The sequence below is a fragment of the Streptomyces sp. NPDC058457 genome, from assembly GCF_042720695.1.
Classification (GTDB): domain Bacteria; phylum Actinomycetota; class Actinomycetes; order Streptomycetales; family Streptomycetaceae; genus Streptomyces.
This window is the reverse complement of the sequence record NZ_JBHXLU010000060.1, coordinates 35,096-58,454: the sequence shown is the minus strand read 5'-3', so window position 1 is coordinate 58,454 and position 23,359 is coordinate 35,096. Positions and strand designations below refer to the sequence as shown.

Here is a 23,359-nt window from a genome sequence, read left to right as displayed (position 1 = left end):
AGGGATTGACGCATAGTGCTCGACGTCAACTTCTTCGACGAGCTCCGGATCGGCCTGGCCACCGCTGACGACATCCGTCAGTGGAGCCACGGCGAGGTCAAGAAGCCCGAGACCATCAACTACCGCACCCTCAAGCCGGAAAAGGACGGGCTCTTCTGCGAGAAGATCTTCGGCCCCACCCGGGACTGGGAGTGCTACTGCGGCAAGTACAAGCGCGTCCGCTTCAAGGGCATCATCTGTGAGCGCTGCGGCGTCGAGGTGACCCGCGCCAAGGTGCGCCGTGAGCGGATGGGCCACATCGAGCTTGCCGCGCCCGTCACGCACATCTGGTACTTCAAGGGTGTCCCGAGCCGGCTGGGCTACCTGCTCGACCTGGCTCCCAAGGACCTCGAGAAGGTCATCTACTTCGCGGCGTACATGATCACGTTCGTCGACGAGGAGCGCCGTACCCGCGACCTGCCCTCCCTGGAGGCGCATGTCTCCGTGGAGCGCCAGCAGGTCGAGAACCGCCGTGACTCCGACCTGGAGGCCCGCGCCAAGAAGCTGGAAAGCGACCTGGCCGAGCTGGAGGCCGAGGGTGCCAAGGCCGACGTGCGCCGCAAGGTGCGCGAGGGTGCCGAGCGCGAGATGAAGCAGCTGCGCGACCGTTCGCAGCGCGAGATCGACCGCCTCGACGAGGTGTGGACCCGCTTCAAGAACCTCAAGGTCCAGGACCTGGAGGGCGACGAGCTCCTCTACCGCGAGCTGCGTGACCGCTTCGGCACGTACTTCGACGGCTCGATGGGTGCCGCGGCGCTGCAGAAGCGCCTGGAGTCCTTCGACCTCGACGAGGAGGCCGAGAAGCTCCGCGAGATCATCCGTACCGGCAAGGGCCAGAAGAAGACCCGTGCGCTCAAGCGCCTGAAGGTCGTCTCCGCGTTCCTGCAGACCAGCAACAGCCCCAAGGGCATGGTGCTCGACTGCGTCCCGGTCATCCCGCCGGACCTTCGCCCGATGGTGCAGCTGGACGGTGGCCGCTTCGCGACCTCCGACCTGAACGACCTGTACCGCCGTGTGATCAACCGCAACAACCGACTGAAGCGCCTTCTCGACCTCGGTGCGCCCGAGATCATCGTGAACAACGAGAAGCGCATGCTCCAGGAGGCCGTCGACGCGCTGTTCGACAACGGCCGTCGTGGTCGCCCGGTCACCGGTCCCGGTAACCGCCCGCTGAAGTCCCTCAGCGACATGCTGAAGGGCAAGCAGGGTCGTTTCCGTCAGAACCTGCTCGGCAAGCGTGTGGACTACTCCGCGCGTTCCGTGATCGTCGTCGGTCCGCAGCTGAAGCTGCACCAGTGCGGTCTGCCCAAGGCGATGGCGCTGGAGCTCTTCAAGCCGTTCGTGATGAAGCGGCTCGTGGACCTCAACCACGCGCAGAACATCAAGAGCGCCAAGCGCATGGTGGAGCGCGGCCGCACCGTCGTGTACGACGTCCTCGAAGAGGTCATCGCCGAGCACCCGGTGCTGCTGAACCGTGCGCCCACCCTGCACCGCCTCGGCATCCAGGCCTTCGAGCCGCAGCTGGTCGAGGGCAAGGCCATCCAGATCCACCCGCTCGTCTGCACCGCGTTCAACGCGGACTTCGACGGTGACCAGATGGCCGTGCACCTGCCGCTGTCCGCGGAGGCGCAGGCCGAGGCCCGCATCCTGATGCTGTCCTCGAACAACATCCTCAAGCCCGCCGACGGCCGTCCGGTGACGATGCCGACCCAGGACATGGTCCTCGGTCTGTTCTTCCTCACCACCGACGGCGAGCTGCGTGACACCAAGGGCGAGGGCCGGTCCTTCGGCTCCACGGCCGAGGCGATCATGGCGTTCGACGCCGGTGAGCTCGCGCTCCAGTCGCCGATCGACATCCGCTTCCCGGTGGGCACCATCCCGCCGCGCGGCTGGACCCCGCCGGTCGTCGAGGAGGGCGAGCCGGAGTACCAGACCGGTGACACCTTCCGGCTGCGCACCACCCTGGGCCGCGCGCTCTTCAACGAGCTGCTGCCCGAGGACTACCCGTTCGTCGACTACTCGGTGGGCAAGAAGCAGCTCTCCGAGATCGTCAACGACCTGGCCGAGCGCTACCCCAAGGTCATCGTGGCGGCGACGCTCGACAACCTGAAGGCGTCCGGCTTCTACTGGGCGACCCGTTCCGGTGTCACCGTGGCCATCTCCGACGTCGTCGTTCCCGAGGCGAAGAAGGAGATCGTCCGCGGCTACGAGGCGCAGGACGAGAAGGTCCAGAAGCAGTACGAGCGCGGTCTGATCACCAAGGAAGAGCGCACGCAGGAGCTCATCGCGATCTGGACCAAGGCGACCAACGAGGTCGCCGAGGCGATGAACGCGAACTTCCCCAAGACGAACCCCATCTTCATGATGGTTGACTCGGGTGCCCGAGGAAACATGATGCAGATGCGGCAGATCGCCGGTATGCGTGGTCTGGTGTCGAACGCGAAGAACGAGACCATCCCGCGTCCGATCAAGGCGTCCTTCCGTGAGGGCCTCTCCGTCCTCGAGTACTTCATCTCCACGCACGGTGCCCGTAAGGGTCTCGCCGACACCGCCCTGCGTACCGCCGACTCGGGTTACCTGACCCGTCGTCTGGTGGACGTCTCGCAGGACGTCATCATCCGCGAGGAGGACTGCGGCACCGAGCGCGGCCTCAAGCTGCACATCGCGGAGGTCGGCGCGGACGGCGTGCTGCGCAAGGCGGAGAACGTCGAGACCAGCGTGTACGCCCGTGCGCTGGCCGAGGACATCGTCGTGGACGGCGTGGTGCTGGCCCCGGCCAACACCGACCTCGGTGACGTCCTCATCGAGGAGCTCGTGGCCCGTGGCGTCTCCGAGGTCAAGACCCGCTCGGTCCTGACCTGTGAGTCCGCCGTCGGCACCTGCGCCATGTGCTACGGCCGTTCGCTGGCCACCGGCAAGCTGGTCGACATCGGTGAGGCGGTCGGCATCATCGCCGCCCAGTCCATCGGTGAGCCCGGTACCCAGCTGACGATGCGTACCTTCCACACCGGTGGTGTGGCCGGTGACGACATCACCCAGGGTCTGCCGCGTGTCGTCGAGCTCTTCGAGGCCCGTACCCCGAAGGGTGTCGCCCCGATCTCCGAGGCGGACGGCCGTGTCCGCATCGAGGAGACCGAGAAGACCAAGAAGCTCGTCATCACGCCGGACGACGGCAGCGACGAGACGGCGTTCCCGATCTCGAAGCGCGCCCGACTCCTGGTCAGCGAGGGCGAGCACGTCTCGGTGGGCCAGAAGCTCACCGTGGGTGCCACCAACCCGCACGACGTGCTGCGCATCCTGGGCCAGCGTGCCGTCCAGGTCCACCTGGTCGGCGAGGTCCAGAAGGTCTACAACTCGCAGGGTGTGTCGATCCACGACAAGCACATCGAGATCATCATCCGGCAGATGCTGCGCCGTGTGACGATCATCGAGTCCGGCGACGCCGAGCTGCTGCCCGGCGAGCTGGTCGAGCGCTCGAAGTTCGAGCACGAGAACCGTCGTGTGGTCCAGGAGGGCGGTCACCCGGCCTCCGGCCGTCCGCAGCTGATGGGTATCACGAAGGCGTCGCTGGCGACGGAGTCGTGGCTGTCCGCGGCCTCCTTCCAGGAGACGACCCGAGTCCTGACGGACGCGGCGATCAACGCCAAGTCCGACAGCCTCATCGGTCTGAAGGAGAACGTCATCATCGGTAAGCTCATCCCGGCCGGTACGGGTCTGTCCCGCTACCGCAACATCCGGGTCGAGCCGACCGAGGAGGCGAAGGCCGCGATGTACTCGGCCGTCGGCTACGACGACATCGACTACTCGCCGTTCGGCACCGGCTCCGGCCAGGCCGTCCCGCTGGAGGACTACGACTACGGTCCGTACAACCAGTAGTAGTTGGTTCTGAAGGGCGGTCACCCCGTTTCGTACGGGGTGGCCGCCCTTCGGCGTTGTCTCAGCGCGCGGTGATCTCCAGCGCCGTGACGACCACCGTCGCCACGGCGGCGAGCGCGCCGATGCTCGCCAGCGGCCACCGCGTCCGCTCCAGGGCGTCCAGCCGCTGCTCGTGGTCGGCGAGCTGCCGGTCGGTCTGGTCGCTGCGCTGGACGAGAAGCGCGAGCGAGCCGTCGACCCGGGCGAACCCGGCCTCCAGCGTGCCGCGCAGCCGCTCCAGTTCAAGGGCGACGGTGATCGGGTCGTTCGGATCAGGGTCGGTCATCGGCACCTCCCGTCCGCAGCCACGAGGGCAGCAGCGCCTGTACCGCGGGCACGGCCATCACCCTGGTGACCGCGGCGGCGACGGCGAGCGCGCCGGCGGCCCAGGGCAGGGTGTCCGGGATGCCGGCGGCGTCGACGACCGCCGGCAGCAGGACACACAGGCCGACAGCGGTCTGTACGACGGTACGGAGGGTGCGCTTGGCGGCCTCTGACATCGTGAACCTCGTTTCTTCGAACAGAGTTCAGGAGCTGTAGGGGACCTTGAGCGCCGCCCAGGACTTCGCCCCCGGCCAGCCGTCTGCCGACGAGCCGGTGTAGCCGAGCCTGCGCTGCCACTTCGCGTACGACGCCCGGTCGGCGTCGGTCCACTGCGGGCCGGGGCCGTCGGCGTACGCGGAGCAGCCGTTGGCGACCAGCCGCCTGCCCATCGCGGTGACGATCGCCGACTTCGGGTGCTTCCTGAACCAGTCGGCACCGGGGAAGGGCTGGTAGGCGGGCGTGGCGGGCGAGGTCTTCGTCTGCAGCCGGGCGGCGACCCGGCCGCGGAAGCCGTCCATCGCGAAGCCCTTGGGGTCGATCTTGGTGTTCGTCCACTCCTTGTGGCCGATCACCGACCGCGCACTCCAGCCGTGCGCCCGGCACAGTGCGGCCGACGCCCGGACCATGGCGTCCAGCTGGACGTCGGGCCAGGGGTCCTTGCCGTCGCCGAGGTTGACGCACTCGAAGCCGTAGAAGTGGACGTTGCCGTCGGTGTCGTTCTGGTTCGGCGCCGGCAGGGTGGCGCTCTCGGCGACGACGGCGGCCAGGACGTCGCCGTCGCCGCTGCCGGCGTGGTTGGCGCGGCCGTTGCCGACGAGGTGGACCGTGCCGTCCTTGGCGATGACGCCGTGGCAGAGCGGGCCGGGCAGGTCGGAGCGGCCGTTGAAGCACATGCTCACGGAGGTGGTGGTGCCGGAGGTGACGGTGTGATGGATGATCACGCCGTTCACCGGGCCCCAGGCGCCGTGTCCGGCCCTGTTGTGGGTGCGCCAGCCGTCGTGCTCGACGACGGTGACGCCTTCGGCTCGGAGGGCCGACAGGAGGGCGTCGGCGGAGAGGGGGCTGGCCATTGAGGTTCCTTTGGGAGACGGGCATGAAAAAACCCGGGCCGGGGTGGGCGGCTCGGGTGGTGTTCGGGGTGCGGGGCGGTGGGGGCTGGTCGCGCAGTTCCCCGCGCCCCTAAGAGGCGGCTGCGCCGCCAGAACATGCGGCTCTGCCGCCAGAAAGGGGCTGCTGTGCCGCCAGAAAGGGGCATTGTGCCGCCAGAAAGGGGCATTGTGCCGCCAGGGCAAGTGGCTGTGCCGCCTATGAGGCGTCGGGGTCCGGGTCGGTGCTGGTCGGTGTCCACGTTGCGCACAGGGCGGTGTAAGCCGCCGTGTTCTGGTCGAAGTTGGTGAGGGCCGCGGCCACCGCGCGCTGGATCGCGGTCTGGTCGGGGACCACCGGGTCGGTGCCGACCGGCGAGACGGTGATCCGGCCGACGCCGCGCAGCACCGAGTTGTTCGTGCCGGACTCGGTGAGCTGGGCGGTGATGTTGACGGGCGAGTAGGTGCCGGTGATCGAGTCCGGGCCGATGATGTCGCTCAGGCTGGTGTCGGAGACCTTGACGTAGACGGTGTGGCCGGCCTCGGTGATGGTGGCCCGGCCGGCGAAGTCGATGGCGAGGCCCCAGGGCTGGGTGGTGTCGATGTCCATGGGAGGGCGTCCTTTCTTCCGGTCTTGCGGTCTTCCGGGGGTGGCTCAGGTCTGGCGGCCGTACATGAGCACGGGGTTGGCGTAGACGATGCCGCCGGAGGTGGTGCTGGTGACCACGGCCTGGATCTCGACCTTGACCAGCGTGTTGTAGACGGACGCGAAGTCGGAGCTGATCGGGCCCGAGTAGTCGAAGTCCGCGGGAGTGTCGGCGACTCCGCCCCACACGGCGCTGTTGACCAGCACCCTGACCTGACCGGTGGCGCCGGAGCTGGCCCGGGTGTTGATGAGCAGCCGCATGTTCGGCTGCCAGACGACGTTGTAGGACATGGCGATCGTCGTGAAGTTGCCGGTCGCGGTGGTCTGCGGCCAGCGGGCCACGGCCGTGTCCTGCGGCGGCAGCATGTTCAGCCAGGGCCGGGCGATGCCGCCGGCACCGATGTCGTCCGAGAAGATCTCGCGCTCGGCGGAGTCGTAGATGCGCAGCGGCTGTTCCGAGGAGGAGGTGCCGTCGCCGTTGTACATGCTGATGGCCCGGTGGCCGGTCTGGCGCCGGAGTTCCATCTGGTACTCGCTGCCGTTCCAGTTGCCGACCCGGAAGATGGCCGACCCGTGGGCCGGTCCGACCGAGAGGGCGCCGCCGGAGACCGTGTTGAGCGCGGGCCGGCTGTTGACGGCCGTGGACAGCTGCTGGATGCGGCGTTCCATCTGGGTCAGCCGGTCGATGATGTCTTCGGGGAGCTGGGGCATCAGGCGGCCTCCTCCAGGTAGAGCTCGGCGGTGTCGGGGCGGCCGCGCTGGGCCGGGCTGACCTTGACGCCGATGATCCGGTAGCGGGCGTCGAGGCCCTCGGTGAACCACTCGTCGGTGATCCGGATGCGCGCGGTACGGCCGAGCATCGCGGTCGGCACCAGGCCGTCGAGCCGCACGCTGATCTCGGGGATCACCACCGCACCGGTGGCCGCGGCCAGTTCGGTACGGGCGAGGGCGTTCAGGGTGTCCCAGTCGGTGATGTCGTTGTGGTCGGAGGTCAGGTCGATGCGCGGGTAGCCCGCCCCGTCGATCAGTTCCTGGGCGACCGCGACGTCGGAGGCCAACGGCCGCGACTCGGCGGCCTGGTTGGTGTTGATGGACGCGCCCCGGGCCCGCGCGGTGGTGCCGCCGCGGGTGGCGTCGCGCGGGAAGGAGTACGACAGGATCGTGCCGGGCCGGTCCAGGACCAGGGGGGTGGAGCCGGTCTCGATCCTCGGGTGGCCCAGTACCAGGCGGCGCAGCCGCCGACCCGAGACCGGGTCGGTGTAGACGGTGATGTGGTACTCGAAGCCGTCCCCCAGGGCGGCCAGCGAGTCGAGGGCGTCCTGGTAGGAGGTCTCGTCGCCGTCCTGGTAGCTGACCGTGCGGCTTACGCCGGAGGTCTCGGTGCCGACGTCGACGAGGATGTTCCCGCCGTCCAGCGCGGACTGCATGTCGGTCCACAGGCCCTGGGCGATGGCCAGCTGGTCCGTGTCGGGGAAGGAGAGGGTGGCGTCGGCCTTGTAGGTGGGCCGGATCATCCGCCGCCCCGCGTACGAATCGAAGGTCGCCGCCTGGATGCCGAGGGTGAGGATGCCCTGGTCGTCGCTCTGCAGGGTGCTGGTCCAGATGATCCCGCCCCACCACAGGTCGGTGCCGCGCTGGAGGTAGACCGAGGTGCGGCCCTCCTCGATACGGCGGACGCGGGCGGCCATCTCCGCGTTCGGGACGGGGATGGTGCCGGAGAGCGAGCCGGCCTTGCCGATGTAGTCGTCGACGGTGACGTCGCGCAGCGGCAGGATGTCGATGGTGCTGTCGGTGAGCAGGTCGCAGAAGATCGCCCGGTAGGGCGTGTCCGTGGTCATGGGCTGCAGCTCCTTGGCCGGGCGGTGGTCAGAGCACGAAGCAGGTGGAGACGCGCACGTTGTTGCCGACCTGGATCACGCCGCTGGTTGCCCAGGCGATGAGGTAGACGGAGCCGTCGGTGGCGATCCGGGCCGCACCGCTCGCGTATCCGTCGGTGACGACGGCGTAGCTGTCGACCGCCGGCCGCCAGCCGGAGGGCAGTGTGCCCATCAGCTCGTCGGCGACGTTGCCCGGGTTGGTGGTGCCGGCCGCGGTCGCGGTGAGGCTGCTCGTCGTGCGGCTGAAGGAGAGGGTGAACGAGCAGACCCCACGCGTGCGCCGGGCGGCGAAGGACGCCAGGGTCCAGCTGCCGGTTGCGGTGGCGCCGGTCGTGGTGGTCTCCACCACGAGGGGTGGCTGGTAGTCGGCCCAGGCGGTACCGGACCAGCGCTGGAGCACTCCGCCGGCGTCCCGGTACTGGCCCGGGTAGGCGCCGTTGCTGGTGTCGGTGGTGACCGGGAGGATGCCGCCGAGGCCGACGGTGGCGGTCCGCACGCCGGTGATCCCGGCGCTCCAGTCGATGGCGGTGGCGCCGGCGCTCGCGCCCTTGGCGACGGTGACCTGGTACAGCGGGATCGACAGGGCCGGTGTCGCGGGGACGGCCGCCGAGGCGGCGGGGGTGCCCTGGACGATCTCGACGGCGGCCTCGGTGCGGCCGGAGCCGTCGTAGGCGTCGTCGTAGACGCGCAGCACGACCAGGTCGACCCTGCCGTACTGGGCGTCGCCGGCGGCGAAGACGAGGGGCAGGTACTCGGTCAGCGCGACCGGGTAGGCGCCCTGGGCGTCGGTGCCCTGGACGACGGCCCGGCCGGGGCTGACGGTGGCGGTCATGGTGCCGGTGGCACCGGTGAGGGTGAAACCGGAGATCCGGTACTGGCCGTCGGGCGAGCCCGGCAGGATGCCGGAGCGGGTGTTCACGGTGGAGGTCGGGGTGAGGGCGCCGAGTGAGACGAGCCGGGTGTCCTCACGGGTCTGGCTGTCCGGGGACAGCCAGCCGGAGCGTACGGGCATGGTGAACTCCTGTGTGGGGGAGGGAAGGTCAGCCGGCCGGGTCGACGCGCACGAAGATGTTGTCGAAGGTGCAGGTGACGGCCGAGTCGCTGGAGCGGTAGAGGGCGGTCACCGTGCAGGCCGTGCCGGGGGTGAGCGGGTAGCGGAACACGGTGGAGACGGAACCGGCGATCGTCCCGCCGTAGCAGGCGGCGTACTCGTCGTTGCCGGCGAGGACGACCGTGCTGCCCTGGGCGATCTGCGGGGCGACGAACGCGGTGGTGGTCGTGGAGCCCGCGGTGCGCAGCCGCGCGCCGACGGCGACCAGTACCGCGCCGGTGGACGGGACGGTGAAGGTCACGGCGAGCGCGGTCACCGCGGAGCCCGTGAGCGCCGCCGTGTACGTCGTCGACGCGGTGGTGCCCGCGTCCAGGGACGAGACGAAGGCAGGCGGCGCGACGGCGGGCAGCCAGGCGCTGCCGTTCCAGCGCTGGAGCACGCCGCCCGAGGAGTCCCGGTACTGCCCGGTGTAGCTCCCCGTCGTGACCGCGCCGGCCGGGGCGATTCCGCCGGTCGCCTTGGCATACGGCACCCAGGCCGAGCCGTCCCAGCGCTGGAGCACGCCGTCGGTCGACTCCCGGTACTGCCCGGTGTAACTGGCGGTGGTCACCGTGCCGGCCGGGGCGATGCCGCCCAGGCCCTTCGGGTACGGCACCCAGGCCGAGCCGTCCCAGCGTTGCAGGGTGCTGTTGATGTCCCGGTAGTGACCGGGATAGCCGCCCGCCGCCGTGTCGTCGGAGCGGGTCGGCAGGATGCCGCCGAGGGCGACGGTGGTCGGCCGCAGGTCGGTGCCGGCGGCGGACCAGGTCAGGCCGCCCGCGTTCGCTGGGACGGTCACGCTGAACAGCACCAGGCAGACGTCCGGCGCGGTGGGCGCGACCGGGCTGGTGGCCGGGGTGCCCCGGACGATCTCGACGGCGGCCTCGGTGCGGCCGGACGCGTCGTAGGTGTCGTCGTAGACGCGCAGCACGACCAGGTCGATCCGCGGGTACTGGGCGTCGCCCGCGGCGAAGACGAGGTCGACCTGTTCGGTGACGGCGACCGGGTAGGCGCCCCGGTCGACGGTGGACTGGATGACGGCCCGTCCCGGCGTGACATGGGCGTTCAGCGTGCCGTCGGTGCCGGCCAGCCACAGCCCGGTCACCCGGTACAGGCCGCCCTCGGAACCCGGCAGGACGCCGGAGCGGCCCTTGCTGTCGGTGACCGGGGTGAGCGCGCCGACCTGGTTGGTACGGGTGTCCTCCCGGCTCTGGCCGTCCGGGGACAGCCATGCGGTGCGTACGGTCATGAAGGCAACCCCCGTGGTCAGGAAGCGGATTCGTAGGTGCCGTGGATGGACAGCACGTCACCGGAGGCCCAGACGAAGGGCAGGGACTTGTCCCAGAGACCGGTGCTGAACCCGAGGGTGTCGCGCAGGGAGCGGACGATGCCGCCGCTCGTCGTCGCGAGCAGGCCGGTGCCCTGGTAGAACAGCAAGGCTGAGGAGTCGAACGCCTCCGCGGTCAGCACCCGCCCGTCCAGCTTCCACGCGGTGGAGACCGGCGCGACCGGCAGCGAGAACGTCCAGTTGCCGTCGGTGGCCTGGGCGGAGAGGTTGGTCGTCGACCCGATCTTCAGATAGATCCGGACGTGCACGACCGTGCCGGTCTTCACGTACGACCCGGCGAGCGTGCCGTTTCCGATCGACGGCGCGGTACCGGACTCGGCGCCCCAGACCGGCGTGTAGTCGGTCCAGCTCGGCACCGGCTGGTACGACACCCAGGCCGAGCCGTTCCAGCGCTGCAGCAGCCCGCCGGACGAGTCCCGGTACTGGCCGGTGTAGCTCGCGGTGGTGACCGCGCCGGCCGGGGCGATGCCGCCCAGCGCGCTCGGGTACGACACCCACGCCGAGCCGTCCCAGCGCTGCAGCGCGCCGCCGGAGTCGCGGTACTGGCCCGGGTAGGCCCCGTTGCCGGTCTCCCCGTACGCCGGCAGGATGCCGCCGACCGCCACGGTGGGGGTGCGCAGGTCGGTGAGGACGCCGGCCCAGTCGAGGCCCCCCTTGCCGGCGCTGGCCCCGGCGGGGACCTTGACCTGGTAGATCGGCAGCGCGATGGCCGGGGCGGCGGGCGCGACCGGGGTGGCGGCCGGGGTGCCCTTGACGATCTCCAGGGCCGGCTTGGTCTGCCCGGAGTTGTCGTACAGCGAGTCGTAGATGCGCAGCACGACGAGGTCGATGCGCGGGTTGGCGGCGTCGCCGTCGGCGAAGGTGAGGCTCGCGGGTTCCGGCAGGGTGACCGGGTAGGCGCCCTGGGTGGCGCCGGCCGCGATGACCGCCCGGCCCTCGTGGACGGTGGCCTTCATGGTCCCCGAGGTGCCCTCCATCCAGAGGCCGGACATCCGGTAGAGGCCGTCGTAGGACCCCGGCAGGATGCCGGAGCGGACTTCGAGCGGGTTGACCGGGGTGGTCGCGCCCAGCTGGGTCAGCCGGGTGTCCTCGCGGGTCTGGCCGGTCTCGGCCACCCATGAGCTGCGCAGGTTCATATGCGGGTCTCCTGTGATCTCGTGGCTTGGGCGCGGGGGTTCGTCACCACTCCGCCGAGCGCCAGCGGACGGCGAATCGGGCGCCGGTGTCGTAGGTGTCGGGGCGGAACGCCAGCTGGGCCTGGCCCGGTTCGAAGGCGAACAGTTCCTCGGGGCTGCTGTCGGCGGCCGCGGTGTGGCGGCGGGAGGCGGTGGCGTTGAGGGTGACGGTGCCTTCCGCGGTGTCGACGACCAGCTCGTCACCGGCGGCGAGTGCGATCTCGTAGCGCAGCCTGCGGCCCGAAGTCCGGTCGGTGACGGTCGGGTTGGCGCAGGGCCCGGTGAAGGTGAGGACCGGGTGGGTCGGGGCCGAGCCGGTGTTGTCGGCGTTGACGTCACCGGTCGAGGCCGTCTGCCCCCAGTACAGCGGCCAGGTCAGCGGCCAGGTCAGCCCGCTCTCCGGCTGCGGGGCGCCGGTCACGGCGGCCTGCTCGTCGACGGCGTAGCGGCGCGGGTCGGTGGCGTACCACTGCACGGACGCCTTGGCGACGCCCTGGGTGGTGTACGTCCGGTCGGTGGCGAGCACCCGCTGGCTGACCCGGGCCCGGACGGCGAGGGTCTCGCCGTGCAGCCGGACCGCGAGCCAGCGCTCCTGGTCACCGAGGAGCAGGGCCTGGCGCAGGGCGCGCGTCGCGGAGAGGTAGGAGGCGGTGTCGTCGGACGGCGGTACGGTCCACACCGTGGAGCCGACCCTGCGGGGCTTGGCGTACCGCGCGCCCGGCCAGGCGCCGTGCGCGGTGGGGTGGTCGGCGTCGGTGGTGTCGTAGTCCGGGAGGTCCTCCCAGCCGGTGAGCCCGTCACTGCCGATCTCGTACGGCGTACCGGGGCCCAGCAGCAGTCCGGCCCACTGCATCTGCCCGTCGCGGGTGATGAGTGAGCCGGGGGGAACGTCGTCGGTGTATGCGGTTGTGGTCAGGTCGGCCATCGGCCTTCACCTCACTGTCGTCGGTCCTGTCATGCGCAGGCGTGCGCGGAGGCCAGGAAGAGCAGGTCGGTCGCGGTGGCGTGGGCGCCGGCGCCGTGACTCTCGTGGAACTCCTCGATGCGGTGCGGGTTCCGGGCGGCTGTGCCGCGCTGTCTGCGGGCGAGGGCGGTGAGGGGGAGCACCTTGCCCGTCCGGGCCGCACCGGGGACGGCGACCCCGCCCTCCGCCAGCATCGGGATCTTGCTCAGATGCACGCCGAACTTCTTGCCGAAGAAGCTGAAGCTGAGCTTGTTCAGCCCGTCGATCACCCAGTTGGCGAAGGCCACGAGCCCCTGGATCGGGCCCTTGATCACCCCGGCGACGGTCTGCGCGCCGGTGGTGACGAACTGCCCCATCGCGGTGAGGGTGCGGGAGGTGGCGTCCTTGATCCGGGTGAAGCCGCGGGGGATGTCCTTCGCGATCCAGTCCAGCACGGGCTTCACCGCACTCCTGAACCCGTTCCAGACCGCCGACACCTTGCCGCTGAGCGCGTGGGTGTCGCCGCTGGTGAGCGCCTTGAGAACGGCGAAGCCGGTGCCGATGAGGGTGCCGAGGGCGGAGAGGACACCGGTGATGAGGGTGAGGTAGCCGGTGACGTATGTGTTCACCGCGCTCGCGATGGCCTTGAGGACCGGGGTGAGGACGGTCAGGTAACCCTGGACGTACTGGAGGACCAGCTTGGCGAGCTGGTCCGTCAGCCGTTGCCCGGTCTCGGAGTTGAGCGCGATGTCCAGCAGCCAGCCGGCCACCGGGAGGAGCAGACCGGTGACGAAGCCGATGGGGTTGGCGCGGGTGAGCGCGTTGACGACGATCATCACGCCGGAGCCGATGGTCATGGCGGTGCCGAAGGTGTCGAGGAGACCGCCGAGGACGCCGGAGGCGGAGATGAGGACGCCCACGACGGCGAAGACACCGCCGAGCCCGGCCTTGAGCTTGCCGAGGGATTTCCCCGCGCTCTTCGCCCCGCGGCCGACGGACTTGATGTTCGAGGCCGATCCGGTGGCGGTCTGCCCGGCCTTGGCGACGGAACGGGCGGCGGTGTCGGCGCTCGTCCTCATCTGTTGGACGGCGGTGGCGCTCGCACCGGCCGGGGTACCGATGCGTTCGAGGCCGGCGGCGGCACCTTTGATCCGGTCGATCAGGGAGCGCAGGGCGGTACCGGACTGCTCCACCCGGGACTGGAGAGAACGCAGCACCGGTGCGACTCCCGCCAGCGGATCCTCGGGCAGACCGCCCGCGGAGATCGTGGCGCCGCTCATCCGCGCGCCTTCGCCAGGAACATCAGCGCGTCGGCGGTGCGCTGCGGGCTGCTGGTCTCGGCCGCGTAGTAGTGCTCGATGTGCAGCGCGCCGCCGGCGGAGCCGGGTCCGCTCGCGGTACCCCGCGCGGTCGCGCGCTTCAGCAGCCGGTCGAGCTTGCTGAGCGGCAGGACGGCCTCCGCCTCACCGGCCTCGGCGAGGAGCGCCGGGACACCGCCGGAGCGGGGCATGACGACACCGCCGGTGGCCAGCGCCGGGATCCTCGGCAGGCTGACGCCGAAGGTCTTGCCGCCGACCATCGGGACCCAGCCCGGGATGGAGACGTGGATGCCGTTGAGGGCGCCGATCGCGGAGTTGATGATCCCGATGACCGCGTTGATCGGGCCGCGGACCGCGCCCTTGATGCCGTCGAAGGCACGGCTCGCGATGCCCTTGAGACCGCCCCAGACGCTGGACAGCCGGTCCTTGACGGCCTGGAAGGCGCTGGGGATCGCGGACCTGATCCAGCTGACGACCGGTGAGATGACGTTCTTGATGCCCTTCCACACCCCGGAGACGACCGAGCGGATCGCGTTGAGGGCACCGCTGATGATCGTCTTCCACATGTTGACGTAGGTGCGGATGACGGTGGCGACGGCCTTCACGACGTTGGTGATCGCCGTCTTGATGCCGCTCCAGACCGACTTGATCAGTTTTCCGGCGTTCTTCATGATCGGCCCGATGGCCTTCATGACGTTGCTGATCACGGTCTTGATGACCTCGAAGGCCTGTTTGAGGACCTTCTGCATGGTCTTGGAATTGGCGACCATGTCGATGATCTTGCTGATGAGCGGCTGCAGAAGTTGCATGAGCAGGCCGAAGAAGTTGCCCTTCATCGACTTGTTCATCTTGTCCTGGCCCTTGGCGGCCTTGCCGGCCCCGGACTCGTACTTCCCGAGGTTGGTCCCGGCGCTGGAACCGGTCTTGCCGGCCTTGCCGATGGCCGTCTCGGCCTGGTCGGATGCGGTCTTGAGGTTCTTCAGCTCGCGACCGGAACCTTCGGCCGCACTCTTGAGCTGCTTGAGGTCGCCCTCACCGGCCCGCGCCTTGTCCCCGATGCCTTTCGCGGCGCCTGCCGCTCCTTCGGCCTGGGTCTTGAATCGCTGGAGCGCGGTCGCCGATCTGCCGAGCGCTGCGACAAGAGACACGTGTAGCTCCTCTTCTCGATTCTTTCGATTTTCGGCCCGCGGGCCGTGGGTCAGGAGGTACCGAGACTGTTTCCGAGGGCGTCGGCCTTTCGCCTGATCTCATCTAGTGCGCCGGTCAGCCTGTTCAGTTCGGCTGCGGTCTGCCGGTACCTTTCCGCGTTCTCGGGCCGAAGGCGACGGTCCTGTGAGCGCCGTTCCGCCTCATGGGCTTGTCCGGTGGCGCTGGCCTTGGCGGTCTCGGCGAGGTGTGCCTGGCCGCGTGCGAGCTCGGAAATATCGGTGTCGTGGCGCGAGAGATGCCCGTCTGTTTTCGTCCGGTAATTCTTGAGGTCGAAGTCCTGGACCGTCCCGTCCGGAGCGAACAGTTTGGCGATGAACCCGCCCACGGCGTTTCTGTCGCTTTTCTCCAGAATCGACTGCCAGATGCTTCCGACAGGCTTTTCTATCAGGCTGGCAAAGGGGCTCTTTATGATCTGCGCGCCAAGGACGCTGATCCCGTCCGAGGTGGCCGCCAGGCCGTCCAGGTCCACTTTGAACGCCTGCATGCTGGCGTAGACCGTCTGGTAGGACGCGGCCACTTCTTTCCAGGTGTCCCACGGTTTCGGGAAATCCTGGAGGGTCTGTGGCGCCATGTTCGCCTTTATGCTGGCGATTTCTGTGCCTTGCTGATCAAGGCGCGAGTTTATGATGTCGATGGATGTAGGGGCTGGAGGGTCGTGCGGGATGGACAAGACATACCCCTTTCCGTGGTGTTATGACTGTGCTACTCTCCGCGCATGCTTGCTCACATGTATGTTCAACACAGCCCGGCCGGCTATGTGTTGATCCTTGTGGTTGCCTCGCCACTGGCGCTCGCGGCCCTTGTTTTCTGGGCGCTCATGGTGATTCCACCACTGCGGAAATACGGGCCGCGGCCTCCGAAGGGGCGGATTGAGAAGGCGGCCAATGTGGGTGGCTGCTCGCTGGCGACACTGGTCCTCGTGGCTCTGGTCGCGCTGGGCATATGGGGACTGTTCGACACCCTTTGACGGCGTCGAGACACAGTCGACAAGCTCGATTCGTCTCCGGACGAGTTCTTTTCCGGGTTTCCCGGCTCGTGGGCGGGGTGCGGCGAGAGGCCGGTGTGGGTCAGCGGTGGCTGCGGCGGGCCTCTGTCAGTGCGTCCGTCCAGCCGGCCGCGTAGGCGCGGGACTCGCGGGTGAGCAGTTCCTCGTACAGCCGGTCGAGCAGTGCCTCGCGGTCGGGCGCGGGGGAGTGCAGGAGGTGGGCGAGGCGGGAGTAGGTGTCGATCGGCTGCTGCGGGAAGTTGCTCGTGCCAGTCGCCATGTCTGTCGGCCTGCTTTCCGGTCTGTCCGCTGGGCTGGTGGTACAGGTGTGCGCTCCCGACGCGTTCGAAGCGTCCGTTCGAACTAGTGTACGAGTAATCTCTTGGTGTCGCTCCGTGTTTGGCGAAGCCGATTTGTTTCACTCTCCGTTACCGCCCGGTCCGGACCTGCGGTGTTGCGAGGGTGCAGTGGATGTTGTGTCAGACACGTGGAGTAGGATCCGGCCGTTCTCCCGTCGGTGAATCGAAAGTGAACGGTGCGGCCTGACAACGGACCTGAAGGCCTGTCATACGACGGTGGACGGCCACCGGGCGGCCGTCCTCGCGCGGGGGGCGCGATGGGGGCAGGGACGAGAGCAAGGCCTACGGGGTGGACGGGGACGCGAGCAGCGCGCGGCAACGACACGTGATCGACTGGCTGGAACAGGCCGATGATCTGCCACATCTCATCGCTCGTCTCTCCGAGTTGGTCCTGAGTCTCGGTCACGAGCCCCAGGACCTGGTGATCCTGCCGCGCGGTGAGCTCGACCGGCGGGAGACGGCTGCCTACAGCGCGGGCTGGGCCGATGTGGTCGACGAGCAGCTTCCGGCCGTACGGCGGGCGTACGAGCAGCGGATCACGGCTGCCTATCTCCAGGGGCAGGAGGACGCCCGGAGCGGACGGCGGCCCCGGCGTGCCCGTCGTACGGAGGAGGAGCGGGAGCGCGGCGGTGAGGTCATTCCGCTGCCGTACGTCCAACTTCTGCGTCCGCCGGCCGAATTGACGCGGGTAGAGCAGCGCGGGGAACGGGAGCGGTCGGTCGCGGACGGGACGCCGTGGGACGGCATCGTCGACGAGATCGACGAGATCGACGAGATCGACGAGGTTGCCGAGGTCGACGAGGTCGAGGACGTAGAAGACCTGGACGACGTCGATGGTGGAGCGGACGCCGGGCCCGGGGCCGACCCCCTCCTGTCCGCCCGCGGGGTGCGGGAGAAGCGGGTGGTGCCGGCCGCCGCCGAGCGGCGTTCGGTCGTACGGCGGAACGGGCGGCCCAGCGTGCCTCCGCTGAAGCGCGACGGTCCGGGTGGCGGCCGGGACAAGGGACGTCGGGCGGAGGACCGGGGGCAGCAGGAGTCCGCCGACGTGCCCGGCACCCGGCTCTCCGACAGGGCCCGGGCCCTCGCGGACGAGCTGGAGGGCCGGGCTCCGAGCCGGCGCCGGGACGAGTAGCGCGTCCGGGCCGCCGTACGGCGTGGTCAGCCGAAGAAGCGGGCCAGCTGCACGGCCGACGGTGTCGCATCGGAGGAGGGGTCCGGTTCCGGGGCCGGTTCGGCCGCCGGCGCCTCCCCGTCGTCGTACGACGGCCTCGGCACCGGCGCCGGAGGCTCCGGCTGGTCGCCCTCCTCCGAGTTGACGCTGGCGAACATCCAGTTCGCGGCCGCCAGATGGTCCACCGCGGCGGCGAGGAGATGGTCGGAGACCGACCACTCGGCGGCCTCGCCGTACAGCTCCCTGTTCAGTGCGCTGTCACGCGGCAGGTGTTTGACGAGCAGCGCGAGACGCCGGGCGGACAGCGTCTCGCGGTGCCAGTCGAGCAGGTCGATGCCGTAGTAGCGGAGCAGGTCCGCTTCGAGGGCCTCGGCGTGTTCGTCCACGAACCCGACGAGGCTCAGCCTTCCCCCAGGCCGAGCCCGGTCTCCTTGCCGTAGGCCTCCAGGATGGCCGCGATGTCCTGCATGGTGACCTCGTGCTGTTCGAAGCGGCCGAACTGCTTCTCGCCGAGCAGCAGGCGCAGCAGCCCGTCCACGTCGTTGTCGTCGAGCTTGCGCAGGGCCTTCGCGGTCGCGCGGGTCAGCTCGGTGGGCAGGGTGTAGCTCTCGCCGTCGAGTTCGAACGACCAGGTACGGCCGAGGGCTTCGAGGCGCTGGGCGCGGGCGGCGTTGACGTCGAAACGGGCCATGGTGACTCCTTGAGCAGGGAAACAGGGGAGTGGCGCGGGTCCGGGGTGGGACGGACGGGGAGGTCCGTCCCACCCCGGCGGGTCAGGAAGCGGCGTACGCCGAGTCCTTCATCACGAAGCTGGCCAGTGCCGAGCCGTCGGCGGCGGCCATCGCCGTGTAGGTGATGCCGAGCTGGGCCGCGGACTTGCGGGCCAGCTTGATGTCGTCGGCCGCGGTGACCTGGCCGCGCGGGATGCCGAAGCGGTAGGTGACGGTGGTGCCGTCGCTCGCCTTGACGTCCGTGAACTCCAGGCCGAGGGCGCGCACGTCGGCGAACGGGCGGTCGGCGATGTCGTACTTGTAGACGCCGGTCGAACCCGTCACCGCGTCCACCGTGCCGCCGCCCATGAAGAACGGCAGTGTGTCCTCGTTGAACTGCATCAGCGAGAACTTCAGGGTGAGGTCGCGGTCCGAGTACACGAAGTGCACCGGGCTGACGGCCTGCCACACGTCGACCGGCTCCAGCTTGTCCTTCTTGGAGAAGGTGACGCCGTCACCGGAGGTGAAGCCGAGGTTCTTCCAGCTCGCCCAGTCGGTGGAGGTGTCGGTGGAGAAGGTCGTCGGCACCTTGGTGTCGGCGGTGGCGACGTAGAGGCGGCCTACGCCGGCGATGCGGATCTCGGAGGAGTTGGTTCCTGCCATGGTGGTTTCTCCCTGTCATCGGGGGGTGGTGCCGTATCCGGCGGTGTCCGGGTACGACGAAGGCCCCGCCGGGGTGGCGGGGCCTTCGGTCTGTGGGGTGGAGCGTCCGGCTGGTCGGTCAGTAGACGTCCACGTACACCTTCATCACGGTGACGTAGCGGTTGGCGGCCGAGTAGAGGTAGTCGGGCAGCCAGCGCGGGCCGTCCTGCTCCTCGACCTCCGTGACGAGGTTCGTGCCGTAGCGGTGGTCGGCCATCGACAGCAGGATCTGGCGGGCGTCGTTGGCCAGGACGTGCGCGGCCTGCTTCGTCGGGCCGTACACCTCCAGCTCGATCAGCGGCTGGTCGACGTGGCGTTCGCCGACCCAGGCGCCGCCGCGGCGGTTCACGAAGACGGCGGCGGTCGTGCCGTCGAAGCCGGTCTGCGCCTGTACGGCGACGGTGGCGCCGGAGAGGCGGGAGTCGTCCTTCAGGACGTCGACGATCATGGCCTCCACGTCGGGGAACGACGCGGGTGGGGTGGGTGTGGTCATGCCGGATCACCTCGGGGCAGCGGGTGGGATGCGTGCGGAGGGGGCGGGGCGCCGGGCACAGCTCCGCCGCTGCACCAACTGTGACAGAGAGCGTGCGCGCACGCAACTAAATCGCTGGGGTGATCGAAAGAGAGAGCGGGAGGAGGGGGAGGGGAGGGGGGAGGGCCTGGGGTGGGACGTTTCGCCGCGGGTGGTGTGTGGCTGGTCGCGCTGTTCCCCGCGCCCCCCATAGGGGCGCGCGCTCTGCGCCACCCCCCGTGAAGAAACACCCGTCGGCCCACGGGCGTCCTCGATGGCGCGTCCGGCGACGGAGGGGTGGAGCTCAGTCCGCGGTCGTCGTTGCCGCGTCCGCCAGGTGGCGGGGCTCCTCCTGGTCCGGCGCGTCGTTCGGCAGGAACTGTTCCACCACTCGCACGAACATCTCCCGTCGGTCCGCCGGCACCCCCAGCAGGTCGGCCACCTCCTCCAGCGTGGGCCGGCGGGCGAACTCCGCGCTCGGAGCCGGCGCGGCCAAGTAGTCGTGCGGGTCGGCGAGTTCCTCCGCCGTGAGGCGGCCGGAACGGATGAGCATCTCGCGGACCGGGACGCCCAGTACGCGGGCGAGCCTGCGCGTGGTCTCCAGATCCGGCATGCTCTGGCGTTGCAACAGACGGGTGACGGCGGCCCGGTGGACCCCCGCCTCGTCCGCTATCCGCGACTTGCCGCCGCCGCGTGGGCTGTCGATGTCGTAACCGCGGTCGCGCATCAGGTCTTCGACCCACGCGGCGAACGCGTCCAGATCCTGGCTGGTCATCTGAGGGCTCGCTTCCTTTGGGGGGAGGGCAGCAAGTTTAGCTTGCTTGCGCGCACGGAATTACGTGCTCTCGTGCAAGCACCGAGGAAAGTTCATGCGATACGAGGAGATTGGGTGGCGATGGGTGTCCGAGTGGTCCTGATCTTTCCATGATCTCCCGAAAGGGTCACTGGCATATTTGTTGCGAGCGCGCGCGCAATCTGTAAGTCTGGACGGCGCTCGTCTCACACCAGCCCCATCGGAGCCACCCTGGGAGGCCCTTTGTCCGTCACCGGAAACCCATGCCCACCGCCCGCCTGGCAGGCCGCGGCCGCCTGCACCGGGCTCCCGCCCCGTGTCGTCTTCTCGAAGAAGGCCAAGGAGGCCGCCCCCGCCCTGCGGGCCTGCACCCGCTGCCCGGTCCGGCGTGACTGCGAGGAGGCCGTCGCCCCCGCGGACAACTGGTTCGACGGCGTCTGCGGTGGCCGGCTCTGGCGCCGGGGCCGCCCGGTCGAGATCCCCGCCCATCTCCTCCCTGCCATGCAGAGCCCGGTCGTACAGGGCGCCCTGCGCCGCGGAGGCTCCGTTGCCTGACCGCGGTACGACCCCGGCACGCCCGCCTTCCGAAGACCGCCCGGCCGACAACGCGGCCCTCTGGATCGGCCTGCTCCTCCAGCAGTTCCCCGAGCTGGCCGTCGAGCTCGCCCCCGGCCGCAGCGCCTCCCCGGCCCACCGTCCGACACCCGGCCCGCCCGCAGCGGACCTCGCCGACCGGCTCCGCGCGGAGCGCGCCGAGGCCCTGCTCCTCCAGCAGGCCCAGGGACTCGTCGCCCCCGGTCACAGCGCCGCACCCCTCCGGCTGCACATCTCCGACACCATCCGCGACATCACCGACGGGGTCGTCGAGCTGGAAGAAGCCGTCCGCGACCGGCTCGGGCTGCCCCGCGTCCGCCGCGCCTCCGTGCCCGAGCGGCTGCGCCGGATCGGCGGGCTCCTGGACGGCATCGCCGCCGACCCCGTCCTCGCCGTCCACGTCCGGGACGAGACCCGCCGGATGGCCCGGCGCTGCGCCCGCGCCCTGGGCGACACCGAGACCGTCGTCCGCGTCTCCGGGCGCTGCCCCTGGTGCGACTCCGTCTCGCTGCGCGCCTTCCCGGACCGGGCCGCCGTCCTCTGCGTCAACCCGGCCTGCCGGTGCGCCGACCCGGACTGCGGCTGCCACGACGACCCGGCCTACCGGCACACCTGGGACGAGGGGGAGTGGAGCCACCGATGACGACGGTGCAGGCACAGGGCTCGCCCACGCTCATCCCCGGTCCGCTCGCCGCCCAGGAGGCCGGCGTCGCGCCGGCGACCATCCGGAAGTGGGTCCAGCTCGGCCACCTCAGGGCCGTCGGAAAGGCGGGCCGGGCCGCGCTCTTCCGCCTGGAGGACGTGTTCGCGGCGGAACGCGCGGCCGCCCGCCGCCCGTAGCGGACCAGGGGCAGGGGCCATCCCGGCCCCTGCCCCTCCGCCCCTAGGGGATCCCCAACTCGAAGATCACGTAGTGCGCGTACCACCCCGACGCCACCGCGGCCGTCGAGAAGAACACCACCAGGCCCGGCCACTTCAGCCGCGCCATCGCCGCCGCCGGGGCCAGCAGCAGCGGGAAGACCGGGAGCAGATAGCGCGGGGTGTTCCCGAACATCTGCTGGGTGCCGAGGATCGTCACGATCGAGGCGAGGGCGTATGCCGTCAGAACCAGCGGCTGCCGCTTCCGCAGCATGAGCGCGACCAGGAACGGCAGCGCCACCACGATCTGCACGGCGATCAGGTCCGGGACGGAGTAGGCGAAGAGATAGTCGCCGTGCCCCACCGCCACGTTCCGCAGCACGTCCAGGGTGTAGGCGCCGAAGTCGAAGTAGTGGGCCCAGGCCTTGTGCTGGAGAGCGAAGTACGCGCCCGGGTCCCCCATCGACCAGCCCACCCAGGCGATGTAGGTGAGGAGACCGAGGGGCGCCGCGATCGCCGCGTAGAGCGGGGCCGCGACGCCCTGCTCGCGCCGGCTGTCCCGGCGCAGCAGTGTGACCAGGGCCGCCAGGCCGACCGCTCCGATCAGTACGGCCGCCGTCGGGCGGCTCAGGCCGGCCAGGAAGGCGAGCAGGCCCGCCGTCACCCAGCGGCGTCTCAGCACGGCGTGGCAGGTCCAGGCGGCGATCGCCACGAACAGGGACTCCGTGTAGACCGCCCACTCGACACCGGCGGCGGGGGCCACGGCCCACAGCCCGGCCGCGATGGTGCCGGCCCGGGTTCCCGCGAGCATCGCGACCACCGCGTAGATGCCGGCCGCCGCCACGAACGAGCACACCACCGAGACGAGGATCGCCGCGCCGTACAGGCCGAGGCCGGTGACTTCCGAGACGGCTCGGATCAGGCCGGGGTAGAGGGGGAAGAAGGCGACCGAGTTCTGTTCCGCCGTGAACTGGCCGCCCGGTGCGAGCGGCCTGAGCGGCTCGGGGTGGTACCCCTTCTGCGCCACCTGGAGGTACCACCAGCCGTCCCAGCTGGACAGGACGTCCCACCAGTGGGTGCCGCCGCCGAAACGGGGGTCCTTGCGGCGGTAGTCGCCGGCGTACGTGAGGAGCCAGGCGAAGACCAGGAGGCCGGTGAGCTTGGCGGCGCCGTAGAGGGCGAGGGGCGGGAGGTAGGGGCGGGCGGCCGGGGGGAGGCGGGGGCGCGGTGCCGGCTCGGCGGTGGTCGCGGTGTCGCTCTGAGCTGCGCTCATGACCGTGATGCCCCCCAATAGAAGCGCGCCGTACGCAGTGCCGCGAGTGGCCTTCGGGCGTCTGCGGGTTCGTTGTGGCTGGTCGCGCCCACGCGGCGGAGCCGCAAATCTATACAGTCCCGCGCCCCTTACGGGGCGCTGCGGGGAACCGGCGATCAGAAGATCCGATCAGCGTGGCACAGGCGCCGAACCGATCCTCGACACCCCGTGCCCTCTTCCGTTCGCGTGTCGTTCGTCTCTGTGGTATATCGGAGGCCGCCCTCAAAACCGCAGCTCATGCCCCCCACAACCGGTCCCCCTCCTTTTGTTTTGACCGGAGTGATTGCGCTAGGTACGCTCAGACCTTGTGCCTGGGGTGTGCCCTGACCCTCGTGCGTGCCTTCAAACCGCACCGGAGTGACGAAGTGGCCACCGCGATCCGCGCCCCCTTCTG

Annotated in this window: 26 protein-coding genes; 6 read left to right on the top strand and 20 right to left on the bottom strand. The window is 70.0% G+C overall.

The genetic code is table 11. From position 1 onward, the window contains the following. The first annotated feature begins 15 nt into the window (after nucleotides 1-15). The gene (locus ACFWPS_RS35820) at nucleotides 16-3,915 is read left to right on the top strand and encodes a DNA-directed RNA polymerase subunit beta' (RefSeq protein WP_383713074.1); all 3,900 of its coding nucleotides are present in this window, start codon (nucleotides 16-18) and stop codon (nucleotides 3,913-3,915) included. A gap of 61 nt (nucleotides 3,916-3,976) precedes the next feature. Here ACFWPS_RS35820 and ACFWPS_RS35815 read toward each other — a convergent pair whose 3' ends face one another. The 13 genes from ACFWPS_RS35815 to ACFWPS_RS35755 all read right to left on the bottom strand — a co-directional run bounded on the left by ACFWPS_RS35815 (nucleotide 3,977) and on the right by ACFWPS_RS35755 (nucleotide 15,640). Then, nucleotides 3,977-4,240 carry a hypothetical protein gene (locus ACFWPS_RS35815; protein ID WP_089099471.1) on the bottom strand — a complete coding sequence of 88 codons (264 nt, stop codon included), beginning with the start codon at nucleotides 4,238-4,240 and terminating at the stop codon, nucleotides 3,977-3,979. After that, complete coding sequence (locus tag ACFWPS_RS35810) at nucleotides 4,227-4,454, bottom strand: hypothetical protein (RefSeq protein WP_383713072.1); 228 nt, start codon at nucleotides 4,452-4,454, stop codon at nucleotides 4,227-4,229. The genes ACFWPS_RS35815 and ACFWPS_RS35810 overlap by 14 nt, the downstream gene beginning before the upstream one ends. A gap of 27 nt (nucleotides 4,455-4,481) precedes the next feature. Beyond that, a complete protein-coding gene (locus tag ACFWPS_RS35805; RefSeq protein ID WP_383713069.1) occupies nucleotides 4,482-5,348 on the bottom strand; it encodes a peptidoglycan-binding protein in 867 nt (288 codons plus the stop codon). Between the two features lie 235 nt (nucleotides 5,349-5,583). Continuing rightward, nucleotides 5,584-5,973: an ATP-binding protein gene (locus ACFWPS_RS35800; protein ID WP_383713066.1), complete on the bottom strand. Its 390-nt coding sequence runs from the start codon at nucleotides 5,971-5,973 to the stop codon at nucleotides 5,584-5,586. A gap of 45 nt (nucleotides 5,974-6,018) precedes the next feature. Then, nucleotides 6,019-6,720 carry a hypothetical protein gene (locus tag ACFWPS_RS35795; RefSeq protein WP_383713064.1) on the bottom strand — a complete coding sequence of 234 codons (702 nt, stop codon included), beginning with the start codon at nucleotides 6,718-6,720 and terminating at the stop codon, nucleotides 6,019-6,021. Beyond that, the gene (locus ACFWPS_RS35790) at nucleotides 6,720-7,847 is read right to left on the bottom strand and encodes a hypothetical protein (protein WP_383713061.1); all 1,128 of its coding nucleotides are present in this window, start codon (nucleotides 7,845-7,847) and stop codon (nucleotides 6,720-6,722) included. Before ACFWPS_RS35790 ends, ACFWPS_RS35795 begins: the two co-directional genes overlap by 1 nt. A gap of 28 nt (nucleotides 7,848-7,875) precedes the next feature. Continuing rightward, a complete protein-coding gene (locus ACFWPS_RS35785) occupies nucleotides 7,876-8,898 on the bottom strand; it encodes a hypothetical protein (protein WP_383713058.1) in 1,023 nt (340 codons plus the stop codon). Between the two features lie 28 nt (nucleotides 8,899-8,926). Further along, nucleotides 8,927-10,225: a hypothetical protein gene (locus ACFWPS_RS35780; protein ID WP_383713056.1), complete on the bottom strand. Its 1,299-nt coding sequence runs from the start codon at nucleotides 10,223-10,225 to the stop codon at nucleotides 8,927-8,929. A gap of 17 nt (nucleotides 10,226-10,242) precedes the next feature. Beyond that, on the bottom strand, nucleotides 10,243-11,460 hold the full coding sequence (locus tag ACFWPS_RS35775; protein ID WP_383713054.1) for a hypothetical protein: 1,218 nt from the start codon (nucleotides 11,458-11,460) through the stop codon (nucleotides 10,243-10,245). A gap of 43 nt (nucleotides 11,461-11,503) precedes the next feature. Beyond that, nucleotides 11,504-12,424 carry a phage distal tail protein gene (locus tag ACFWPS_RS35770; protein ID WP_383713051.1) on the bottom strand — a complete coding sequence of 307 codons (921 nt, stop codon included), beginning with the start codon at nucleotides 12,422-12,424 and terminating at the stop codon, nucleotides 11,504-11,506. A 29-nt stretch (nucleotides 12,425-12,453) separates the two neighbouring features. Further along, complete coding sequence (locus ACFWPS_RS35765) at nucleotides 12,454-13,722, bottom strand: tape-measure protein (RefSeq protein WP_383713048.1); 1,269 nt, start codon at nucleotides 13,720-13,722, stop codon at nucleotides 12,454-12,456. Next, complete coding sequence (locus ACFWPS_RS35760) at nucleotides 13,719-14,909, bottom strand: phage tail protein (RefSeq protein WP_383713046.1); 1,191 nt, start codon at nucleotides 14,907-14,909, stop codon at nucleotides 13,719-13,721. The genes ACFWPS_RS35765 and ACFWPS_RS35760 overlap by 4 nt, the downstream gene beginning before the upstream one ends. 50 nt (nucleotides 14,910-14,959) lie before the next feature. After that, nucleotides 14,960-15,640 carry a hypothetical protein gene (locus ACFWPS_RS35755; protein WP_383713043.1) on the bottom strand — a complete coding sequence of 227 codons (681 nt, stop codon included), beginning with the start codon at nucleotides 15,638-15,640 and terminating at the stop codon, nucleotides 14,960-14,962. Nucleotides 15,641-15,685: 45 nt separating this feature from the next. On the opposite strand from ACFWPS_RS35755, the gene ACFWPS_RS35750 reads away from it, so the two are divergent. Then, the gene (locus ACFWPS_RS35750) at nucleotides 15,686-15,937 is read left to right on the top strand and encodes a hypothetical protein (RefSeq protein ID WP_383713040.1); all 252 of its coding nucleotides are present in this window, start codon (nucleotides 15,686-15,688) and stop codon (nucleotides 15,935-15,937) included. A gap of 100 nt (nucleotides 15,938-16,037) precedes the next feature. Here ACFWPS_RS35750 and ACFWPS_RS35745 read toward each other — a convergent pair whose 3' ends face one another. Beyond that, complete coding sequence (locus ACFWPS_RS35745; RefSeq protein ID WP_383713037.1) at nucleotides 16,038-16,235, bottom strand: hypothetical protein; 198 nt, start codon at nucleotides 16,233-16,235, stop codon at nucleotides 16,038-16,040. Nucleotides 16,236-16,639: 404 nt separating this feature from the next. On the opposite strand from ACFWPS_RS35745, the gene ACFWPS_RS35740 reads away from it, so the two are divergent. Next, the gene (locus ACFWPS_RS35740; RefSeq protein ID WP_383713034.1) at nucleotides 16,640-17,446 is read left to right on the top strand and encodes a hypothetical protein; all 807 of its coding nucleotides are present in this window, start codon (nucleotides 16,640-16,642) and stop codon (nucleotides 17,444-17,446) included. Nucleotides 17,447-17,472: 26 nt separating this feature from the next. On the opposite strand, the gene ACFWPS_RS35735 is transcribed toward ACFWPS_RS35740, so the two are convergent. The 5 genes from ACFWPS_RS35735 to ACFWPS_RS35715 all read right to left on the bottom strand — a co-directional run bounded on the left by ACFWPS_RS35735 (nucleotide 17,473) and on the right by ACFWPS_RS35715 (nucleotide 20,183). Next, the gene (locus ACFWPS_RS35735; protein WP_383713105.1) at nucleotides 17,473-17,820 is read right to left on the bottom strand and encodes a hypothetical protein; all 348 of its coding nucleotides are present in this window, start codon (nucleotides 17,818-17,820) and stop codon (nucleotides 17,473-17,475) included. 65 nt (nucleotides 17,821-17,885) lie between these two features. Then, nucleotides 17,886-18,176, bottom strand: coding sequence for a hypothetical protein (locus tag ACFWPS_RS35730; protein ID WP_383713031.1), 291 nt, complete (start codon nucleotides 18,174-18,176; stop codon nucleotides 17,886-17,888). A gap of 82 nt (nucleotides 18,177-18,258) precedes the next feature. After that, nucleotides 18,259-18,858, bottom strand: a complete 600-nt coding sequence (locus tag ACFWPS_RS35725; protein WP_217549148.1) for a phage tail protein — start codon at nucleotides 18,856-18,858, stop codon at nucleotides 18,259-18,261. A 118-nt stretch (nucleotides 18,859-18,976) separates the two neighbouring features. Then, nucleotides 18,977-19,390 (bottom strand): hypothetical protein, encoded by a 414-nt coding sequence (locus ACFWPS_RS35720; RefSeq protein ID WP_089099455.1) that lies wholly within the window; start codon nucleotides 19,388-19,390, stop codon nucleotides 18,977-18,979. 322 nt (nucleotides 19,391-19,712) lie between these two features. After that, complete coding sequence (locus ACFWPS_RS35715) at nucleotides 19,713-20,183, bottom strand: helix-turn-helix domain-containing protein (protein WP_383713028.1); 471 nt, start codon at nucleotides 20,181-20,183, stop codon at nucleotides 19,713-19,715. A 261-nt stretch (nucleotides 20,184-20,444) separates the two neighbouring features. On the opposite strand from ACFWPS_RS35715, the gene ACFWPS_RS35710 reads away from it, so the two are divergent. Genes ACFWPS_RS35710 through ACFWPS_RS35700 form a run of 3 tightly spaced genes read left to right on the top strand, consistent with a single transcriptional unit; the run spans nucleotide 20,445 to nucleotide 21,635 of the window. Further along, nucleotides 20,445-20,756, top strand: coding sequence for a WhiB family transcriptional regulator (locus tag ACFWPS_RS35710; RefSeq protein ID WP_383713025.1), 312 nt, complete (start codon nucleotides 20,445-20,447; stop codon nucleotides 20,754-20,756). Next, nucleotides 20,749-21,438, top strand: coding sequence for a hypothetical protein (locus ACFWPS_RS35705; protein ID WP_383713022.1), 690 nt, complete (start codon nucleotides 20,749-20,751; stop codon nucleotides 21,436-21,438). Before ACFWPS_RS35710 ends, ACFWPS_RS35705 begins: the two co-directional genes overlap by 8 nt. Then, complete coding sequence (locus tag ACFWPS_RS35700; protein WP_383713019.1) at nucleotides 21,435-21,635, top strand: hypothetical protein; 201 nt, start codon at nucleotides 21,435-21,437, stop codon at nucleotides 21,633-21,635. Before ACFWPS_RS35705 ends, ACFWPS_RS35700 begins: the two co-directional genes overlap by 4 nt. Before the next feature lie 43 nt (nucleotides 21,636-21,678). On the opposite strand, the gene ACFWPS_RS35695 is transcribed toward ACFWPS_RS35700, so the two are convergent. Beyond that, on the bottom strand, nucleotides 21,679-22,926 hold the full coding sequence (locus ACFWPS_RS35695) for a glycosyltransferase family 39 protein (RefSeq protein WP_383713017.1): 1,248 nt from the start codon (nucleotides 22,924-22,926) through the stop codon (nucleotides 21,679-21,681). Nucleotides 22,927-23,359: the final 433 nt, after the last annotated feature.

Excerpts from the sequence above, each read along its gene's own strand:
- ACFWPS_RS35815 (WP_089099471.1), bottom strand. The coding sequence starts at position 4,240 with ATGACCGACCCTGATCCGAACGACCCGATCACCGTCGCCCTTGAACTG.
- ACFWPS_RS35810 (WP_383713072.1), bottom strand. The coding sequence starts at position 4,454 with ATGTCAGAGGCCGCCAAGCGCACCCTCCGTACCGTCGTACAGACCGCT.
- ACFWPS_RS35805 (WP_383713069.1), bottom strand. The coding sequence starts at position 5,348 with ATGGCCAGCCCCCTCTCCGCCGACGCCCTCCTGTCGGCCCTCCGAGCC.
- ACFWPS_RS35800 (WP_383713066.1), bottom strand. The coding sequence starts at position 5,973 with ATGGACATCGACACCACCCAGCCCTGGGGCCTCGCCATCGACTTCGCC.
- ACFWPS_RS35795 (WP_383713064.1), bottom strand. The coding sequence starts at position 6,720 with ATGCCCCAGCTCCCCGAAGACATCATCGACCGGCTGACCCAGATGGAA.
- ACFWPS_RS35790 (WP_383713061.1), bottom strand. The coding sequence starts at position 7,847 with ATGACCACGGACACGCCCTACCGGGCGATCTTCTGCGACCTGCTCACC.
- ACFWPS_RS35785 (WP_383713058.1), bottom strand. The coding sequence starts at position 8,898 with ATGCCCGTACGCTCCGGCTGGCTGTCCCCGGACAGCCAGACCCGTGAG.
- ACFWPS_RS35780 (WP_383713056.1), bottom strand. The coding sequence starts at position 10,225 with ATGACCGTACGCACCGCATGGCTGTCCCCGGACGGCCAGAGCCGGGAG.
- ACFWPS_RS35775 (WP_383713054.1), bottom strand. The coding sequence starts at position 11,460 with ATGAACCTGCGCAGCTCATGGGTGGCCGAGACCGGCCAGACCCGCGAG.
- ACFWPS_RS35770 (WP_383713051.1), bottom strand. The coding sequence starts at position 12,424 with ATGGCCGACCTGACCACAACCGCATACACCGACGACGTTCCCCCCGGC.
- ACFWPS_RS35765 (WP_383713048.1), bottom strand. The coding sequence starts at position 13,722 with ATGAGCGGCGCCACGATCTCCGCGGGCGGTCTGCCCGAGGATCCGCTG.
- ACFWPS_RS35750 (WP_383713040.1), top strand. The coding sequence starts at position 15,686 with ATGCTTGCTCACATGTATGTTCAACACAGCCCGGCCGGCTATGTGTTG.
- ACFWPS_RS35745 (WP_383713037.1), bottom strand. The coding sequence starts at position 16,235 with ATGGCGACTGGCACGAGCAACTTCCCGCAGCAGCCGATCGACACCTAC.
- ACFWPS_RS35730 (WP_383713031.1), bottom strand. The coding sequence starts at position 18,176 with ATGGCCCGTTTCGACGTCAACGCCGCCCGCGCCCAGCGCCTCGAAGCC.
- ACFWPS_RS35725 (WP_217549148.1), bottom strand. The coding sequence starts at position 18,858 with ATGGCAGGAACCAACTCCTCCGAGATCCGCATCGCCGGCGTAGGCCGC.
- ACFWPS_RS35720 (WP_089099455.1), bottom strand. The coding sequence starts at position 19,390 with ATGACCACACCCACCCCACCCGCGTCGTTCCCCGACGTGGAGGCCATG.
- ACFWPS_RS35715 (WP_383713028.1), bottom strand. The coding sequence starts at position 20,183 with ATGACCAGCCAGGATCTGGACGCGTTCGCCGCGTGGGTCGAAGACCTG.
- ACFWPS_RS35700 (WP_383713019.1), top strand. The coding sequence starts at position 21,435 with ATGACGACGGTGCAGGCACAGGGCTCGCCCACGCTCATCCCCGGTCCG.
- ACFWPS_RS35695 (WP_383713017.1), bottom strand. The coding sequence starts at position 22,926 with ATGAGCGCAGCTCAGAGCGACACCGCGACCACCGCCGAGCCGGCACCG.